Raw genomic sequence first — 18,634 nt, 5'->3', positions numbered from 1 at the left:
ATGCGGGTCGAGCGCCTATCGACGGGCGACGCCCGCGCGACTGAGCGCGGAGCCGATCGCGAGGCCGACCGCGGTCCACGCGATCGGTCCGAGCACCGAGATCGCGAGGTAGAGGATCTGCGCCCACAGCGGCATGACCGCGAGGTGGGCGGCGAAGAACACCACGACGGCCACGAACATCCCGATGATCGCCGCCGAGATGAAGAACCGCCACGGCCCCCAGGAGCGATAGCGGGTGAGGGCGGCCACCCCCTCCTGGATCAGGCCGAACAGCAACGCGGTGCCGATGAAGCGCAGCGCCCACGCCGGGTTGAAGGCGCTCGCGATCAGCGCGGCGAACACATGAGTGATCAGCGCGACGAGCGGAAGGCGCAGCACCTCCTGCGCGATGATGCCCGGCAGCACGTGCGAGCCGAGCACCAGGCCGTAGAGGAACAGCAGGGGGCTCGCCAGCAGCACCGGCGTCACCCATCCGGCGATGCCCGCGAGGATGCCCGTCGCGACTCCGATCGCCGCGCAGACGAGCAGTACTCGGGTCGACAGGACGGAGGTACGGGCCACCTCTCCAGCTTACTGTCGACCTATCGGGAGGGCGGCCGTGGATAACCCTGGTCGATCGGCGAATGCCGACTGGTCGATCGACCAGATCTCGCGTCGATCGCTGAGGGCGGGACTATGTTGGCCGCGGTGCAGCAACGCGGTTGCACCGTGATCATCGGGAGCACCACATGGGTCGAACACCCCTCCGGATGGCAGCGGCCGCCACCCTGGCCACGCTGTTCATCGCATCGACAGCAACCACCGGCTACGCCGCGACGGAGGAGGTGACGCACCCCGTCCCCGTCGCAGGAACCCCCGGACATTACATCGTCGTGATGAAGTCGGATCCGCTCGCCACCTATGAGGGCGACGTGAAGGGACTGAAAGCCACCAAGCCCGCGGAAGGCGAGCAGCTCGAGACGCAGTCGCAGGATTCGCAGCGCTACGTCGAGCACCTCCAGACCGAGCAGACCGACCTCGTCAGCGACATCGGCGTGACCCCCGACACGACGTATCAGGTGGTGCTGAACGGGTTCAGCGCCGACCTCAGCGGCGAACAGGTCGATGCGCTCCGTGCCTCGAAGGACGTGCTCGGTGTCTACCCCGACGAGATCCGCCACCCCGATGCGCAGACCTCGACCGACTACCTCGGTCTCGGCGACGACCGCAAGGGCCGCGGCGGCGTGTGGCAGCAGACCGGAGGAGTCGAGAAGGCCGGAGAAGGCGTCGTCGTCGGTGTGATCGACACCGGCATCGCCCCCGAGCACCCCTCCTTCGAGGGCAAGAAGATCAAGAAGCAGAAGCAGCAGAACACTCGCAACAAGGGTGGTCAGCCCTACACCGACGGCACCTACGTCTACTTCGACAAGTCCGACGGCGGCCAGTTCCAGGCCGCGATGGTCGAGGGCCAGGACTGGGACAAGAGCGACTACTCCTCGAAGCTCATCGGCGGACAGTACTTCTACGCCGGAGCCGAGGCCGCCGGGTTCGACTTCCAGTACGACTACCTCTCGCCGCGTGACGGCGACGGCCACGGCTCGCACACCGCGAGCACTGCCGCGGGCAACTTCAAGGTCAAGGCCAGCATCGAGAACGTCGATTTCGGGACGGTCTCGGGAGTCGCACCGGCCGCGAAGATCTCGGCCTACAAGGCCTGCTACGTCGGCCCCGACACGTCGACCAAGGACGATGACATCTGCGCACAGAGCGACCTCATCGCCGCGATCGATCAGGCTGTCGCCGACGGCGTCGACGTGATCAACTACTCCATCGGCGGCGGCGCCGCCAGCACTGTGATGGCCCCGGAGGACCTCGCATTCTTCAACGCCGCAGCTGCCGGCGTCTTCGTCGCGACCAGCGCCGGCAACGACGGCCCCGCCCCGGTCACGGCCGACCACGCATCGCCCTGGTACACGACCGTCGCCGCCTCGACCATCCCGACCTGGGAGGGCACCGTGCAGTTCGACGGGTTCGCGCAGGCCGGAGCCTCGGTGAGCGTGCCGTTCGGTCAGAGGGTCACCGGCCCGTCCATCGCCGCCGTCGATGCCTCCGCAGCAGGAGCGAAGGATCCGCAGCTCTGCCTGCCCGGCACCCTCGATCCGGCCAAGGTCGCCGGACACATCGTGGTCTGCGACCGTGGCGGCAACGCCCGCGCCGAGAAGTCGCAGGTCGTGAAGGATGCCGGGGGCATGGGCATGGTCCTCGTGAACGTGCCCGGTGGCGCCGACTCGCTCGACAACGACTTCCACTCGGTGCCGACCGTGCACCTGAACGCGGTGCACCGAGCCGCGGTGCTCGCGTACGTGCAGGGCGGCGTGGATCGTCCGATCACGCTCGTCGGGGAGAACACCACGGGCGTCACCACCCCGACGCCGCAGATCGCAGGCTTCTCGAGCCGCGGACCGATGCTGGCAGACGGCAGCGACGTGATGAAGCCGGACATCGCGGCTCCCGGCGTCGCGATCCTCGCGGCGACCGAGAACGCTCCGGGCGAGAAGCCGACCTTCGGCATCCTCTCCGGCACGTCCATGGCCTCGCCGCACGTCGCGGGTCTCGCGGCCCTGTACCTCGGTGAGCGCCCGAAGGCGACGCCCGCCGAGATCAAGTCGGCGATGATGACCACCGCCTACGACACGGTGCTGCCCGACGGATCGAAGAACACGAACCCGTTCGAGCAGGGTGCGGGTCAGGTCGATCCGAAGCGGTACCTGAACCCGGGTCTGCTCTACCTCAACGGCGTGAAGGACTGGGCGGCGTTCCTCGACGGGAAGGGGTTGTCGGACTTCCCCGGCATCGATCCCATCGACGGCAGCGATCTGAACCAGGCGTCGATCTCGATCGGCTCGCTGACCAGCGCGCAGACCGTCACCCGCACGGTCACCTCGACCGAGAAGGGCACGTTCACCGCCAAGGCCTCCGTGCCGGGAGTGAACATCAAGGTCACGCCGCAGCAGCTGAAGTTCGATCGCCCCGGTCAGACGAAGACCTTCACGGTCACGTTCGACAACGCGAGCGCTCCGGTGGAGCAGTGGGCCACGGGTTCGCTGACCTGGACGAGTACGAAGAACTCGGTGCGCTCTCCGATCGCGCTGTTCCCGGTCACGGCCGATGCTCCGGCCGAGGTCACGGGCAGTGGTGTCGAGGGCAGTACGTCGGTGGACATCACCCCCGGTCTCACCGGAGATCTGGCGCTCGGACTCTCGGGTCTGACTCCGTTCGAGCTGCTCGCCGATGCGGACAACCCGGTCGAGGGTCACTCGGGTGACGAGAAGTCGGGTGATGCGAACAAGGACGTGTCGTGGATCGTGAACGTGCCGGAGGGTACGACGCTCTCGCGGTTCGACCTCGACTCGTCCGATGACAAGGGCAGCGATCTCGACCTCACCGTGTACCGCGTGGTGGGCCCGGACGACCTGCAGTACTACCAGCGCTGGCGCTCGGCGACCGGCTCGGCGGATGAGCAGGTCACGATCCCGTCGCCGACGGCGGGTACGTACCTCGTGGTGGCCAACATCTACTCGACGACGGGCCCGATGACGTGGGACATGACCTACGCCAACGTGCTGCCCGACGGCGAGGGAGACCTGACCGCCACGCCGAACCCGCTCGCCGCGGTCCGCGGCACGCAGACGTCGTACGACCTCAGCTGGACCGGCCTGGCCGCCGGCACCCGCTACCTCGGGGTCGTGCAGTACGGCGAGTCGGATGTCCGCACCGTGCTGACGGTCGACGTGCCGCAGGCGAAGGCTCCGGAGACCCCGGCGCCCGAGACTCCGGTACCCGAGACTCCGGCGCCCGAGACTCCCGCGCCGGAGACCCCGGCTCCGGAGACGACCGCACCGGCGACTCCCGCACCGCAGACGTCGGCGCCGGCGACTCCCGCACCGCGAGGGGAGAAGCGGGAGTAATACGGAAGCACGACAGCACGGCACCTCGTGGTCGAAGGGCCACGGGGTGCCGTGCTGTCGTGTTGCGCGGGCGCATCCGTTCACCGCGTGAACGGCGCCGCTCGTCGCAGCACCTGCTCCCTCGGTCCTCTCCGACGGCGTCGTCTTCCTAACGTGGGGGAACGCAACGTCGCGTACCCCGAGGAGACCCCCATGACCGCACCTTCGTCGCGCCGCCGCGACGGCGCCGGACTCGTCGACGACGAGCCCGTGATCGTCACCGATCCGAAACTCCCCTCCGTCGCCCTCACCGAAGAGCATCACGAGAAGGCGAACCGCTGGACCCTGCCGAAGATCATCCTGTGGGCCGCGATCGCCCTGCTGGGTGCCGTCGCCTGGACCATGCTCGCGATCGTGCGCGGCGAGACCGTCAACGCGATCTGGTTCGTGTTCGCGGCGGTCTGCACGTACCTGATCGGCTACCGGTTCTACTCCAAGGTGATCGAGAAGTACATCACCCGGCCCGATGACCGCAGGGCGACTCCCGCCGAGGTCAAGCAGGACGGCAAGGACTACGTCCCCACCGACCGCCGTGTGCTCTACGGTCACCACTTCGCCGCGATCGCCGGCGCCGGCCCGCTCGTCGGACCCGTGCTCGCCGCGCAGATGGGGTACCTGCCCGGCACGATCTGGATCATCGTCGGCGTCGTGCTCGCCGGCGCCGTGCAGGACTACACGGTGCTCTTCTTCTCGATGCGCCGCGGCGGCCGCACGATCGGTCAGATGGCCCGCCAGGAGCTCGGCAAGATCGGCGGCACCGCGGCGATCATCGCATCGCTGCTGATCATGCTGATCATCGTCGCCATCCTCGCCCTCGTCGTCGTCAACGCGCTCGGCGAGAGCCCGTGGGGCGTCTTCTCGGTCGCCATGACCATCCCGATCGCCCTCTTCATGGGCGTGTACCTGCGTTATCTCCGCCCCGGCAAGGTCACCGAGGTCTCGATCATCGGCTTCGCCCTGCTGATGGCGGCGATCATCGGCGGCGGCTGGGTCGCCGGCACCGAGTGGGGTCAGGCGATCTTCCACCTCGACCGCACCACCATCGCCTGGGGCATCATCGTCTACGGCTTCATCGCCGCCGTGCTCCCGGTCTGGCTGCTGCTCGCCCCGCGCGACTATCTGTCGACCTTCATGAAGATCGGTGTGATCGTCATGCTCGCCGGAGCCATCGTGCTGGTGCGCCCCGAGATCACGGTCCCCGCGGTCAGCATCTTCGGCGAGAACGGCATGGGCCCGGTGTTCGCCGGTCCGCTCTTCCCCTTCCTGTTCGTGACGATCGCGTGCGGGGCGCTCTCCGGGTTCCATGCGCTGATCGCCTCGGGCACCACACCGAAGCTCATCGAGAAGGAGCGCCAGACGCGCTTCATCGGCTACGGCGGCATGCTCATGGAGTCGTTCGTCGCGATCATGGCCCTCGTCGCCGCGATCTCGATCGACCAGGGCATCTACTTCGCGATGAACGCACCGACGGCGGCGACAGGCGGCACGGTCGAAGGGGCCGTCGCCTTCGTGAACTCGCTGGGGCTGACGGGGGTGAACCTCACACCCGAGATGCTCACCGGCACGGCGGCCGCGGTCGGCGAGGAGTCGATCGTGTCCCGCACCGGTGGCGCACCCACTCTCGCGCTCGGTCTCGCGCACATCATGCAGCAGGCTCTCGGTGGCCAGGCGCTCATGGCGTTCTGGTACCACTTCGCGATCATGTTCGAGGCGCTGTTCATCCTCACCGCAGTGGATGCCGGTACACGCGTCGCCCGCTTCATGCTGCAGGACTCGATCGGCGCCTGGTTCCCCAAGTTCCGCGACGTCTCGTGGCGCCCCGGCGTCTGGATCTGCACGGCGATCATGGTGGCCGGATGGGGCGCGATCCTCATCCTCGGTGTCACCGACCCGCTCGGAGGCATCAACACCTTCTTCCCGCTGTTCGGCATCGCCAACCAGCTGCTCGCCGCGATCGCGCTCGCCGTGGTGCTGGCCATCGTCGCCAAGCGCGGCCGCAGCTACTTCAAGTGGTTGTGGATCATCGCCCTGCCGCTGGCGTTCACCGCGGTCGTGACCATCACGGCGTCGCTCTACAAGATCGCCTCTCCGGTGCCGGCCATCGGCTACTGGGCGAACCACTTCCGCTACGTCGCGGCCCGCGACAGCGGAGACACCTCACTCGGCGAGCCGCAGGTGCTCGACGCGGTCATCCGCAACACCGCCGTGCAGGGCACGCTGTCGATCATCTTCGTGACCCTGGCGATCATCGTGATGGTGACCGCTGTGATCGTCACGATCAGGGCCATCCGCAACGGCGGCGGCGAGAACACCGAGGAGCCGCCCGTGGCCTCGCGCCGCTTCGCCCCGGCCGGATTCCTGCCGAGCGCCGAAGAACGTGAGCTCGAGAAGCAGTGGGAGCCGATCCTCGCCGACGAGCGCAAGGCGTCGACCCACTGATGTCGATCCCCCTGAGATGGCCGACACCATGAGTCGGACGGATGCCGCGACCTCCCTCCTGCGGACGCTGCTCAGTGCCGTGGCGCGGGCTGGTCGCGGCATCCGGTGGTACATGACGACCCTGATGGGCGACACCGCCTATGCGACCTACGTCGCCCATCAGCGTCGGCAGCATCCGGAGGAGGAGCCGCTGACCGAACGGCAGTTCTGGCGGCAGCGGATGGACGACCAGGATCGCAACCCCGGTGCCCGCTGCTGCTGAGCGCAGCCACGCCGGTGCCTAGGCTGGGACCATGACCGACGTCGTTCTCGCAGCGATCCTCGGCGTGCTCGGCGGCATCGTCCTCTCGGTGCTCCTCCTGCTTGCACGCCGACTCGCGCGCGGGGCCGCCGACCTCGGAAGCGACGCCGAACAGGCCGCCCTCACCGCACTGCATCAGGCGAGCCTGGCGGCGCCGCATCTGCGCGCCGGACTCTCGGATCCCGATGTGGTCAAAGCCGCGCGTCACCTGCGAGTGCTGCTCGGCAGCGCGGCGGTCGCGATCGTGAGCGCGGAAGGCACGGTGTCGTTCGACGGTCCGTCCGATGGACTCGAATCCGCGGCCCGCCGCATCGCCGCCCAGGTCGGGGCCTCGGGGCGGAGGCAGGTGTTCCCGGCGCAGGGCAGGGAGGACGACCTGGAGGCGGTCGGGGCTCCGATCCTCGTCGACGGCCGCGTGGTGGGCGTCGTCGTGGCCTTCGCGGCACCGGTCAGAGCCGCGCTCGTGCGGGCGGCGGAAGAAGTCGCCGACTGGTGCGCGGCCCAGGTCGAACTCGGCGGACTCGATGCGCAGCGGACGCAGCTGGCCGAGGCGGAGCTGCGCTCGCTGCGGGCGCAGATCTCCCCGCACTTCATCTACAACGCCCTCACGGCGATCGCCTCGTTCATCCTCACCGACCCCGCGCGGGCCAGGGAGCTGGTGCTCGAGTTCGCCGATTTCACGCGCTACTCGTTCCGCCGTCAGGGGGAGTTCACGACGGTCGCCGAGGAGCTCGGCAGCATCCACTCCTATCTGGAACTGGAGCGCGCCCGCTTCGGTGATCGGCTCCGCGTGACCCTGCAGATCGCCCCGGAGACGCTGGCGACCGTCATCCCGTTCCTCTCGGTGCAGCCCCTGGTCGAGAACGCGGTCCGCCACGGGCTCGAGCCGGGTGAGGGCGGGGGAGAGATCCGCATCGCCTCGCGCGACGACGGCACCCACACCGAGATCACGGTCGAGGACGATGGCGTCGGCATGGATCCGGAAGCCTTGCGGACCACGCTGACGGCCGGTGACGACGGTGTGCACGTGGGGCTTCGCAACGTCGACACCCGGCTCCGCCAGCTCTACGGTGCGGACGGAGGGCTGGTGGTCGAGACGAACACCGGCGCCGGTACCCTGGTGCGCATGCGGGTCCCGAAATCTCAGCCGCAGCACGACCCGGACGCCGACTGACGATCATGACGAACAGCGCGCCCTCGATCGACGTCCTCGTCGCGGATGACGAGAGACCCGCCCTCGACGAGCTCGTCCATCTGCTGCGTACCGACACCCGGGTCGGTGAGATCCTCACGGCGACGTCGGGGGCGGAGGCGCTGCGGCTGCTGTCGGAACGGGCGGTGCGGATCGCCTTCCTCGACATCCACATGCCGGGCCTGACCGGGATGGAGCTCGCGCGGGCGCTGCTGACCCTCGCCGAACCTCCGGCGGTCGTGTTTGTCACCGCCGACGAGGCGAAGGCGGTGGAGGCGTTCGAGCTGCGTGCCGCCGACTATCTGCTCAAGCCCGTGCGCCTCGAGCGTCTGCGGCGGGCGGTCGACCGGGTGGTCGAGCTCGGAGACGCCGCGGCATCGGGCGACGACGAGATGCTGCCGGTCACGGTCGGCTCGGTCGTGCGGTTCGTGAAACGCAGCGACGTGCGCTGGGTGCGGGCGCAGGGGGACTACTCCCGACTGCACACCGGAGATGGGACGGGTCATCTGGTGCGCATCCCGATCTCGGAGCTGGAGGCGCGATGGGCGGATGCCGGGTTCCTCCGCATCCACCGCTCTTCGCTCGTGCGCATCGCCGCCGTGACCGAGGCGCGGCTGTCGGGGCCGGAGCCCACCGTGTCGATCGGTGCGACCTCTCTCCCGGTCAGCCGGCGACTGGTACCCGCGGTGCGCGACGCGCTGCTGCGCGGAGAGGGGGCAGGATGACCGAGAAGCCGAAGCGGGTTCGTGTGACGGCCGATCTGCCCGATCGGAGGCCGACCACCTTCACCCGCGGCATCGCGCTCCCCGGCTCGCCCGTCGACGAGGCGGATGCCGTGTATGCGCGCGCCCTGATGCGCAGTCAGCTCCGGCTCGCGCTCGGGACCGTCGCGGGGTTCGTCGTCGTGGTCATCGCGCTGACCCTGACGATCGCTCTCGTCCCCGAGGTCGGACAGGTCGTGGTCTGGGGCCTGCCGCTGTCGTGGCTGCTGCAGGCCTACGCGTTCTATCCGATCATCCTCGTGTTCGCGGTGCTCTACGTGCGCACGGCCGCCCGCAACGAGCGCCGATACCGGGCGCTCCGTGATCGCGAATGAACGCGGTGCTCGACCTCATCGGCGTCGCGCTCGTCATCGTCGCGACCCTGCTGATCGGGGTCTACGGACTGCGCATCTCGCGCACGACGGGAGACTTCTTCGTCGCCTCGCGCACCGTGCGGCCGGTGTGGAACGCGTCGGCGATCAGCGGCGAGTACCTCTCGGCCGGCACTTTCCTCGGACTGTCGGGTCTCGTGCTGCTCGACGGTGCCCGCGGCTTCTGGTTCCCGATCGGCTATGCGGCCGGCTACCTGCTGGTGCTCGCGTTCGTGGCGGCGCCGCTCCGGCGCAGCGGCGCCTACACGATCCCGGACTTCATCGAGGCGCGGCTGGAGTCGACGTCGGCCCGGCGCGTGACCAGCATCGCGGTGCTGGTGATCGGCTGGCTCTACATCGTGCCGCAGCTGCACGGAGCGGGGCTGACGCTCCTCGTCGTGGCCGGCCTTCCGGAATGGGTGGGGGCCGTGACCGTCGCGGTGCTCGTGGCGGCGGCGGTCGCCGCGGGCGGCATGCGGGCCATCACCTATGTGCAGGCGTTCCAGTACTGGCTCAAGCTCATGGCGCTCCTGGTGCCGGTGGTGTTCATCGCGTTCGCCCTCAGCGGCGGTCCGCACGACGTCGATCCCGCGCTGGTCTTTCCCGTCGAAGCCGGGCCCTCGGGTTTCGACGCCTACGAGACGGCATCCCTGTTGCTCGCACTGCTGTTGGGGACGATGGGGCTCCCGCACGTGCTGGTGCGGTTCTACACGAGTCCGACCGGGGTGTCGGCGCGGCGGACCACCGTCATCGTGATCGGCATGGTGAGCGCGTTCTATGCGGTGTCGAGCACGATGGGGCTGCTGGCGCGCATCGCCGCTCCCGACCTCGCGGTTCCCGGTGTCGCCGACACGGTGGTGCTGCTGTTGCCGTCGCGCGTGTTCCCCGGAGCGTTCGGCGAACTGCTGACCGCGCTGATCGTCGCGGGGGCGTTCGCGGCGTTCCTGGCGACATCGGCCGGCCTCGTGGTGTCGCTCGCCGGCGTGATCAGTCAGGACGTGTTCTCCGGTTCGGTGCGGTCGTTCCGGCTGTCGGCCGTGCTCTGTGCGCTGGTGCCGCTCGTGGTGGCGCTGCTCACGGCACCGGCCGGCCTCGGGTCGAGCGTCGGCGTGGTGTTCGTGGTGGCGGCGTCGACGCTGTCGCCGGTCGTGCTGTTGGGAGTCTGGTGGCGAGGACTCACCGCCCGTGGCGCGGTCGCCGGGATGCTGTCGGGCGGGATCGCCGCCGGACTCGCGCTGCTGGTGCACGCGGCGGTCGGGGGAGTCGGAGTGGCCGCGCCCTACCTCGCGCAGCCCGCCGCCTGGACGATCCCGCTCGCCACGGCCGTGACGGTCGTGGTGTCGCTCCTCGATCCGCGGGGACCGTCGCCGCGCACGGAGCGCTTCCTCGCTCGTGTGCACACGCCCGAGCGCGGCTGAGTCAGAGTTTCCGGCTGCGCGGCATGAGCCGCACGTCAGGGAGCGGCGGAGCGGGGATGCGCACGTCGTGACCGTCGACCGCGCCGAAGCGGGGGGATGCCGCTCCCGTCACGGACTCCGCTTCCCACTCTTCGCGCGCCTCGACGATCTCGTCATGCGAGCGGCCGGCGAAGTTCCACCACATCACGAGGTCGTCCTCGAAGGGCGCGCCGCCGAGCAGGAACAGCAGGGCCCCCTCGGTGCTCGACACCTCGACGGTGTCGCGGGAGTCGCCGAGGTAGAGCAGTGCGTTGCGATCGAGCGGATGCGCGGCCACCACGGCATCTCCCTCGACGAGCATGAGGGCGTGCTCCCAGTCGGAGCGCAGCGGCAGAAGCACACGCGAGCCGGGAGCGAGCACGATCTCGGCCCCGACGATCGGGGTGTGCACCGTGGCGGGTGAGCGCACGCCGGCGAACTCGCCGAGCACGACGGTGGCTTCGGCATCCGCTCCCTCGTCGGCCGAGACGGTGAGTGCGGGCAGTGCGGTGTGCCGTTCGAACCCGGCAGCGCCGTGGCGGGCCGAATCCGGGAGCGCCACCCAGAACTGCAGCGCATCGAGGGGGACGGGATCCTCGCCGATCGAGTACTCCGAGTGGGAGATCCCGTTGCCCGCGGTCATCAGGTTCAACTGCCCGCGGCGCAGGTCGGCGTCGCTGCCGAGCGAGTCGCGGTGACGGATCTCTCCGACGAGCGGCCAGGTCACGGTCTGCAGACCGATGTGGGGGTGCGGCTCGACCCGCATCTTCGTGTCGGCCGGTCCGAACCGGTCGAGGAAGCACCAGGCGCCGATCGTGGGCAGGTTGCGGTGCGGTAGCGCGCGCAGCACGTTCATGCCGCGCACCCCGCCGAGCGGCACCTCGCGGGGCTCGAGGAGGAGGCGGTGCTGTCCGATCATTCGGCGCGGCCCGTCGGGTCCTCGTCCGCGGTTCCCACAGGTGCAGAGGGGGTCTTCGGCCAGCGAATCTCGGCACCGGCCACCTCGTGCGTCTCGAGGTACTTGGCGATGTACGGGCACAGCGGCACGATGGCGTCACCCCGTCCTGCCGCATCCGCCAGCGCCGCCGATGCGAGCGTGCCCGCCAGGCCCTGGCCCTGGAACGCCGGGTCGATCTCGGTATGGATGAAGCGGATGGATCCGGGGCGCAGATCGTACGCCGCGAAGCCCGCGAGCACGTCGTCGGAACGGATCTCGTAGCGCGATTCCTCGTCGTTGCGGGTCACGGTGATGGCGGTCATCGGCTGCTCCTTCGAACGGATGCCTCCAACCTACGCCCCGCGTGCGCGGTCGGGCCCGGCGAAAACCCAGACCGTCTGCTGCCGCACCGGCGCGTCGGAGTGCGACACTCCGTGGGGGAGGCGGGTGGTCTGGGTTTCGGCAGCCCGGGCGGTCGAGGGTGTGGAGGAAGCGCCTCCCGCGTCGGCGGGGGTCGTTACGCTGGAGGGATGCCGCAGACTCCCCGTGACCCGTACGCGGACCTGCCGTACGCCGACGAGCCCTACGACGACGGCTGGGAGTCGTCCGCCCCGCCCGAGCCGATGGACTGGGAGCCGCAGGGGGCGGGCTACGAGCCGCCGCTCGACTGGGGTCAGGGGCCGGTCACTCCGGTGGCCTCGCCTCCCGTCGCGGGCCGTGCACCCGCGGTGCGGCGGGCGACACCGAGCCGCTATCCGACCGCGCGCGAGGCTCTGCACACCGTCTTCGGCTACGACGAGTTCCGTGGCGACCAGGCGGCGATCGTCGAGCAGGTCATCGCCGGCGGAGACGCCGTCGTGCTGATGCCGACCGGTGGCGGAAAGAGCATCACCTACCAGGTGCCCGCCCTCGTCCGTGAGGGCACGGGCCTCGTGATCAGCCCGCTCATCGCGCTCATGCACGACCAGGTCGATGCCCTGCGGGCCAACGGTGTGAAGGCGGCCTACCTCAACTCCACCCAGGCGATCGACGAGCGTCGCGAGGTCGAGCGGGCCTACGTCGACGGCGAGCTCGACCTCATCTACGTCGCCCCGGAGCGCCTCTCGAACGCGCAGACCACCGCGCTGCTGCAGCGCGGATCGCTCAGCGTCATCGCGATCGACGAGGCGCACTGCGTGTCGCAGTGGGGGCATGACTTCCGCCCCGACTACCTGACGCTCGGCGACCTGGGGGAGCGGTTCCCCGGGGTGCCGCGCATGGCGCTCACGGCGACGGCGACCGCGGCGACGCACAAGGAGATCACCGAGCGGCTGCACCTCGAGGGCGCTGCCCACTTCGTCGCGAGCTTCGACCGCCCGAACATCCAGTACCGCATCGTGCCGAAGGTCGATCCGCGCAAGCAGCTCGTCCAGTTCATCCGCTCGCAGCCGGAAGGCGCGGCAGGGATCGTCTACGCGCTCAGCCGCAAATCGGTCGAGCAGACGGCGACCTCCCTCGCCGCCCAGGGGTTCGATGCGCTGCCGTACCACGCGGGTCTGCCCGCCGAGGTGCGGGCGGCCAACCAGGCGCGCTTCCTCCGTGAAGACGGCGTGGTCATGGTCGCGACCATCGCGTTCGGCATGGGCATCGACAAGCCCGACGTGCGCTTCGTCGCGCACATCGATCTGCCGAAGTCGGTCGAGGGCTACTACCAGGAGACCGGTCGCGCCGGCCGCGACGGCGAGCCCTCTGTGGCGTGGATGGCGTACGGTCTGGGCGACGTCGTGCAGCAGCGCCGGCTCATCGACCAGAGCCCCGGCGACCGCACGTTCAAGATGCGGATGGGTCAGCACCTCGACGCGATGCTCGCGCTGTGCGAGACCGTGGAGTGCCGCCGGCAGAACCTGCTGGGGTACTTCGGTCAGGAATCGCAGCCCTGTGGCAACTGCGACACGTGCCTCGAGAACACCGAGACGTTCGACGGGCTCGTGCCCGCGCAGAAGCTGCTCTCGACGATCGTGCGGCTGAAGCGTGAGCGCAATCAGGCGTTCGGTGCCGGCCACCTGATCGACATCCTCCGCGGCGCCTCGACCGAGCGCATCCGGCAGCAGGGACACGAGAAGCTCGCGACCTACGGCATCGGCAACGACCTCTCCGATCAGGACTGGCGCAGCGTCGTCCGGCAGCTCCTCGCTCGTGGCATCCTGGTCGCGCAGGGCGACTACGGCACCCTCGCTCCCGGAGAGCAGGCCGCCGGAGTGCTGCGCGGCGAGACGGCTGTACCGCTGCGCAAGGACACGATCGGGCGTCCGACCTCGTCCGGTCGGGCTCGCAAGGCCAGTGCCGCCGATGCCCTGGACGCCGGAGACCGGGGTCTGTTCGAGGCGCTGCGCACCTGGCGGGCCGAGACCGCTCGCGAGCAGGGCGTCCCCGCCTACATCGTGTTCGGGGACGCGACCCTGCGCGCGCTCGCGGAGCATCGTCCTGCCTCCCTCGCCGACCTCGACGGGATCACCGGCATCGGCGCGAAGAAACGCGAGGCGTACGGCAAGGGTGTTCTCGCGGTCATCGCTGCGGCCTGATCTGAGCCCTGACCATCACCGCCCGACTCCGCGCGCGCTCAGCGCGGAGGCAGCACGTCGTCGAGATGTGCGCGCAGGTGGGTGGCGATGTCGAGCCGCTCCCTGTCGTACAGCCACTGGTACTGCAGTCCGTCCCACATCGCGATGAGCCACGTGGCCTCGTGCGCGGGGTCGCGGTGCGCCGGTAGGTCGCCGTCGACCTGGGCGAGCCGGAAGAGCTCGGTGAAGTAGTCGAGGGTGTTCGCGAACCGCATCGCGAAGTAGTCATGCGCGGGGTGGGTGGCGGGCACGGCCTCGCACGACAACACCGCATACACCTCGATCAGACCGGGTTCCTCCTGCGCGCTGAGCGCGGCACCGTCGGGGATGCCGCGCAGCAGCTCGCCCGCTGACGCGGCGCCGGCGAACCCCTGGTTCTGGTTGATGGCGCTGTCGCGTTCGGTCAGGACGGCGCTGAGCAGCAGTTCCTTCGACGGGTAGTGGTGCAGCAGCGTCGACTTCGACACCCCGACCGCGGTCGCGATGTCCTGCAGGCTGGTGTCGCCGTAGCCGTCGCGGGCGAACAGGCGGGTCGCATCGGCGAGGATCTGCGCGCGACGACGACGGCCGACCGCATAGCCGGGATCGACGTCGGCTGCAGCGCTCGTGCGCAGTGCGGGCAGGGGCCCCGCCGGGTCAGAGGTGTCCGACGAGGGCTCGTCGTCGGGGTTCCGCCACCCGAGCGGCAGTGCCCAGAGGTTCTCCCGCTCCTCGAGCATCTCCACCACGTCGACCCGATCAGGCAGATACTGCGACAGCAGCTGCAGCCCGTCCCATCCGGCGGTGTGTCGCACCGTCTCCCCGTCGACATCGCGATCGGCCGCGATGACGCCGTGGTGCTTCGCGTCTTCCAGGACGTCGATGCTCAGCGAGCGGAGTCGGCAGTACCGGGCGCGCATCCGCTCGTGCGCAGGGTGTCCGGGAGCAGAGGCTTCGCCCGTGAGCGCGGCGAACAGCTCGAGGTAGCCCGCGGTGCGCGCGTTCCGCTCGGCGATGCCGGCGAAGACCAGCTCGCCCGGCTCGGAGGCGGCCGAGATGGCGCTGAACACGGTCTCGTTCTCGGCTTCGAGCTCGGCGACCACTTCGCCGAGCAGGTCGTCCTTTGAGGCGAAATGGCCGAGGAGCCCTGGATGGCTGACGGAGGCCGCGGTGGCGATATCGCGCAGAGACGTCGACCGGTAGCCGCGGGTGACGAACAGGTCATGTGCGGCGGTGAGGATCCGCTGGCGCGTGGCGGCAGCGCGCGCGTGCCGGGAGCCGGTCGCCGTCGTCGTCATCGCATCCTCCTTCCACATCCTATCCTCGCTCATTACCAAGCGGTCTGGTTTCAGTTACCAGACGGTCGAGATTGGTGTATCGTCATCCCAGACCGCATCGCCCGAAGACGTGCGGTGAATCGAAAGGACTGTCATGACAGAGCTGTCATCCGCCGCCACGGCGGCCGCGGTCGGCACCACCGGGTTCAAGGCCCCCGGAACCACGCCGCCGAAGACCCCGCGCGGCTACACGCCGGGCCTCGCCGCCGTGAACTTCGGCGTCTACCTCGCCCTGCTCACCCCGGTCATGGTGTCGATGGCATTCAAGATCCAGCACATCGACCCCGTGAACACCGAGGGCAGCCTCGGACTCGTGATGGGCGTGGGCGCGATCTTCGCCCTGATCGCGAACCCCCTCGTCGGTCGACTCTCCGACCGCACCACCTCGCGCTGGGGCATGCGTCGTCCGTGGATCCTCGGCGGCGCGATCGTGGGGCTCGGCGGCTTCCTCCTCATCGGCTCGGCGACCTCCGTGTGGATGGTCCTGCTCGCCTGGTGCCTCGTGCAGACCGCGATGAACGCCGTGCTGGCCGCGGCCAACGCCACGCTGCCCGATCAGGTGCCGGTCACCAGCCGAGGCAAGGTCTCCGGCATCATCGGCATCACGACCCCGATCGGCATCCTCGCCGGCAGCTTCCTCGTGAACTTCCTCCCCGGCGACTTCGAGCGCTTCGTCGTCCCCGGCGTGATCGCCCTGATCCTCGTGATCGTGTTCGTCGTGACCCTCAAGGACCGCCGCCTCACCGAGAAGCCGGCCGAGAAGTTCACGGTCGGCATGTTCTTCGGCTCGTTCGTGTTCAACCCCCGCAAGCACCCCGACTTCGGCTGGACCTGGCTCACCAAGTTCTTCGTGATGTTCGGCTATGCCGGTATCGCCACCTTCCTGCCGCTCTACCTCGTCACCAAGTTCGGCCTCGACGAGCAGGGCGCGGTCGGCATCATCCTGGCCGCCAACCTCGCCTCGATGGCGGCGATGGCGATCTCCTCGCCGCTGGGTGGATTCCTCTCCGACAAGATCGGCAAGCGTCGCCCCTTCGTCGCGATCGCCGGCGTGATCATGGTGGTCGGGCTGGTCATCCTCGCCGTCGCCCCCGACGTCACGACCGTCATCATCGCGCAGGCGATCATCGGACTGGGCGCCGGGTCCTTCCTCTCGGTCGACCTGGCCCTCGCGACCGAGGTGCTACCCAACCCCGACGACGTGGCCAAGGACCTCGGTGTGCTGAACATCGCCAACGCTCTGCCGCAGTCCATCGCCCCGGCCATCGCCCCCGGCATCATCGCCATCGGCGCAGCCACACCGCTCGGCGGCTACACCACCTGGTACCTGTTCGGCGCGGTCGTCGCGCTGGCCGGCGCCGTTCTCGTCTACCGCATCAAGGGAGTCAAGTGACCATGACCGAGACCATCACCGCACGCCCGTGGCTCGACACCGATCTCCCCGTCGACGAACGGGTGCAGCTTCTGCTCGACGCCATGACGATCGAGGAGAAGGCCGGGCTCTTCTTCCACACCATGATCGCCATCGGCGACCTCGAAGAGCCGAACCCGGTCTTCGCGACTCCATCGGCGCGCGAATTCCTCGAGACCAAGCGGATGACGCACTTCAACCTGCTCGGTGCGGCGCCGACCGGCCGCGAGATCGCGGCATGGCAGAACGCGCTGCAGCGACTGGCGGCATCCACGCGTCTCGGCATCCCGGTGACGCTGTCGACCGACCCGCGGCACTCGTTCAGCGAGAACCCCGGTGCGTCGATCCTCGCCGGCCCCTTCTCGCAATGGCCCGAGACCCTCGGCCTCGCCGCCACCCGTGACGAGGCGCTCGTCGAGCGCTTCGCCGACATCGCCCGACAGGAGTACACGGCGGTCGGGCTGCGGGTCGCGCTGCACCCGCAGGTCGACCTCGCGACTGAGCCGCGGTGGGCGCGGCAGACGGCGACCTTCGGCGAAGACGCGGAACTGTCGGGAAAGCTCGGCGCCGCCTACATCCGCGGGTTCCAGGGGGAGTCCTTCGGGCCCGGATCGGTGTCGACCATGACGAAGCACTTCCCCGGAGGCGGTCCGCAGAAGGACGGCGAGGACCCGCACTTCCCCTACGGCCGCGAGCAGATCTATCCTGGCGGCGAGTTCGAGCTTCACCTGAAGCCGTTCGAAGACGCGCTCGCCGCGGGGACCCGGCAGATGATGCCGTACTACGGGATGCCCGTCGGCACGGAGTACGAGGAGGTGGGATTCGGGTTCAACAAGTCCGTGATCACCGGCCTGCTGCGTGAGCGCTACGGCTTCGACGGTCTCGTGTGCACCGACTGGGGCCTGATCAGCGACTCCGAGATCTTCGGTCAGCCCTTCCCCGCACGTGCCTGGGGCGTGGAGGATCTCACGCCGCGCGAGCGCATGAAGAAGGTGCTGGAGGCCGGAGCCGACCAGTTCGGCGGCGAAGCGAACCCGGAGCTGCTGCTCGAGCTCATCGCCGACGGTGAGGTGACCGAGGAGCGACTCGACGTCTCGGCTCGCCGCATCCTGCGCGAGAAGTTCGAGCTCGGGCTGTTCGAGAACCCGTACGTCGACGAGGACGCGGCCGACGAGATCGTCGGGCGAGCCGATTTCCGAGCCGCGGGGGAGGTCGCCCAGCGCGCCTCGATCACGGTGCTCATGAACGACGGTGCCCTGCCGTTGGTCCCCGGCCGCAAGCTCTACGTCGAGGGCGTCGACGCGACGGTCGCTGCATCGTTCGGGGAGATCGTCACGACGCCGGAGGAAGCCGACCTGGCCGTCATCCGCCTGCAGGCTCCGTTCGAAGAGCGCGAGACGATGTTCGAGAACTTCTTCCACGCGGGCTCTCTCGCGTTCTCGGACGATGTGGTCGCGCACGTCCGCGCGGTCGCCGCCGTCGTGCCGACCGTCGTCGACGTGCTCGCGGATCGTCCGCCGATCCTCACCCCGATCGTCGAGGCCGCGGCCGCGATGACCGTGAACTGGGGGGCCTCGAGCGCCGCGCTCCTCGACGTGCTCAGCGCCGCGTTCCCCGCCCAGGGCAGGCTGCCGTTCGACCTGCCGCGGTCGATGGACGCTGTCGAAGCCTCCCGTCCCGATGTGCCGTTCGACACCGCCGATCCGCTGTTCCGGTTCGGTCACGGGCTCTCGCTCTAGTCCGGTCGCACCGTCCGGAAGACCGCCCCGCAAGCTTCGGCATGCGGGGCGGTTCGGCGTCCCGGCATCCTCTCGCCGGGAGCATCCCGTCGCTGCACGGTCACCACGTTTCGAAATGTCTCGCGCGAAGACGTTCACCGGACGA

Annotated in this window: 14 protein-coding genes; 10 read left to right on the top strand and 4 right to left on the bottom strand. The window is 69.3% G+C overall.

What is annotated here, in order from left to right:
* Positions 1-15: 15 nt before the first annotated feature.
* Entirely contained in the window at positions 16-561 is a 546-nt protein-coding gene (locus ACLFA2_RS05630) for an ECF transporter S component (RefSeq protein ID WP_021198457.1), read from the bottom strand.
* Between the two features lie 167 nt (positions 562-728).
* Here ACLFA2_RS05630 and ACLFA2_RS05625 point away from each other — a divergent pair, with 167 nt between their 5' ends.
* The 7 genes from ACLFA2_RS05625 (at position 729) to ACLFA2_RS05595 (ending at position 10,468) form a co-directional block, all read left to right on the top strand.
* The gene (locus ACLFA2_RS05625) at positions 729-3,947 is read left to right on the top strand and encodes a S8 family serine peptidase (protein ID WP_426622179.1); all 3,219 of its coding nucleotides are present in this window, start codon (positions 729-731) and stop codon (positions 3,945-3,947) included.
* A gap of 192 nt (positions 3,948-4,139) precedes the next feature.
* Positions 4,140-6,425 carry a carbon starvation CstA family protein gene (locus ACLFA2_RS05620; RefSeq protein WP_021198459.1) on the top strand — a complete coding sequence of 762 codons (2,286 nt, stop codon included), beginning with the start codon at positions 4,140-4,142 and terminating at the stop codon, positions 6,423-6,425.
* Between the two features lie 16 nt (positions 6,426-6,441).
* On the top strand, positions 6,442-6,687 hold the full coding sequence (locus ACLFA2_RS05615; protein WP_292768070.1) for a YbdD/YjiX family protein: 246 nt from the start codon (positions 6,442-6,444) through the stop codon (positions 6,685-6,687).
* Between the two features lie 31 nt (positions 6,688-6,718).
* On the top strand, positions 6,719-7,900 hold the full coding sequence (locus ACLFA2_RS05610) for a sensor histidine kinase (protein WP_426622178.1): 1,182 nt from the start codon (positions 6,719-6,721) through the stop codon (positions 7,898-7,900).
* Between the two features lie 5 nt (positions 7,901-7,905).
* Positions 7,906-8,643, top strand: a complete 738-nt coding sequence (locus ACLFA2_RS05605; protein WP_347124713.1) for a LytTR family DNA-binding domain-containing protein — start codon at positions 7,906-7,908, stop codon at positions 8,641-8,643.
* Positions 8,640-9,014, top strand: coding sequence for a hypothetical protein (locus ACLFA2_RS05600; RefSeq protein ID WP_021198463.1), 375 nt, complete (start codon positions 8,640-8,642; stop codon positions 9,012-9,014). The genes ACLFA2_RS05605 and ACLFA2_RS05600 overlap by 4 nt, the downstream gene beginning before the upstream one ends.
* Complete coding sequence (locus tag ACLFA2_RS05595) at positions 9,011-10,468, top strand: cation acetate symporter (protein WP_426622177.1); 1,458 nt, start codon at positions 9,011-9,013, stop codon at positions 10,466-10,468. Before ACLFA2_RS05600 ends, ACLFA2_RS05595 begins: the two co-directional genes overlap by 4 nt.
* A gap of 1 nt (position 10,469) precedes the next feature.
* Here ACLFA2_RS05595 and ACLFA2_RS05590 read toward each other — a convergent pair whose 3' ends face one another.
* Both ACLFA2_RS05590 and ACLFA2_RS05585 read right to left on the bottom strand, forming a co-directional pair.
* Positions 10,470-11,405, bottom strand: coding sequence for a pirin family protein (locus ACLFA2_RS05590; RefSeq protein ID WP_347124717.1), 936 nt, complete (start codon positions 11,403-11,405; stop codon positions 10,470-10,472).
* Positions 11,402-11,746, bottom strand: a complete 345-nt coding sequence (locus tag ACLFA2_RS05585; protein ID WP_347124719.1) for a GNAT family N-acetyltransferase — start codon at positions 11,744-11,746, stop codon at positions 11,402-11,404. The genes ACLFA2_RS05590 and ACLFA2_RS05585 overlap by 4 nt, the downstream gene beginning before the upstream one ends.
* A 207-nt stretch (positions 11,747-11,953) precedes the next feature.
* Here ACLFA2_RS05585 and recQ point away from each other — a divergent pair, with 207 nt between their 5' ends.
* Positions 11,954-13,984, top strand: a complete 2,031-nt coding sequence (gene recQ / locus ACLFA2_RS05580; RefSeq protein WP_426622176.1) for a DNA helicase RecQ — start codon at positions 11,954-11,956, stop codon at positions 13,982-13,984.
* A 38-nt stretch (positions 13,985-14,022) separates the two neighbouring features.
* Here the strand turns inward: recQ and ACLFA2_RS05575 are convergent, their stop codons facing one another.
* Positions 14,023-15,300, bottom strand: a complete 1,278-nt coding sequence (locus tag ACLFA2_RS05575; RefSeq protein ID WP_426622175.1) for a TetR/AcrR family transcriptional regulator — start codon at positions 15,298-15,300, stop codon at positions 14,023-14,025.
* 133 nt (positions 15,301-15,433) lie between these two features.
* On the opposite strand from ACLFA2_RS05575, the gene ACLFA2_RS05570 reads away from it, so the two are divergent.
* Complete coding sequence (locus ACLFA2_RS05570; RefSeq protein ID WP_029258760.1) at positions 15,434-16,732, top strand: MFS transporter; 1,299 nt, start codon at positions 15,434-15,436, stop codon at positions 16,730-16,732.
* A gap of 2 nt (positions 16,733-16,734) precedes the next feature.
* On the top strand, positions 16,735-18,489 hold the full coding sequence (locus tag ACLFA2_RS05565) for a glycoside hydrolase family 3 protein (protein ID WP_426622174.1): 1,755 nt from the start codon (positions 16,735-16,737) through the stop codon (positions 18,487-18,489).
* The last annotated feature ends 145 nt before the right edge of the window (positions 18,490-18,634 follow it).

Origin of the sequence: Microbacterium sp. As-52, from assembly GCF_049949185.1 — a bacterium.
Lineage (GTDB): Bacteria > Actinomycetota > Actinomycetes > Actinomycetales > Microbacteriaceae > Microbacterium > Microbacterium maritypicum_A.
The sequence above is the reverse complement of the archived record's forward strand: the minus strand, read 5'-3'. Positions and strand labels throughout refer to the sequence as shown.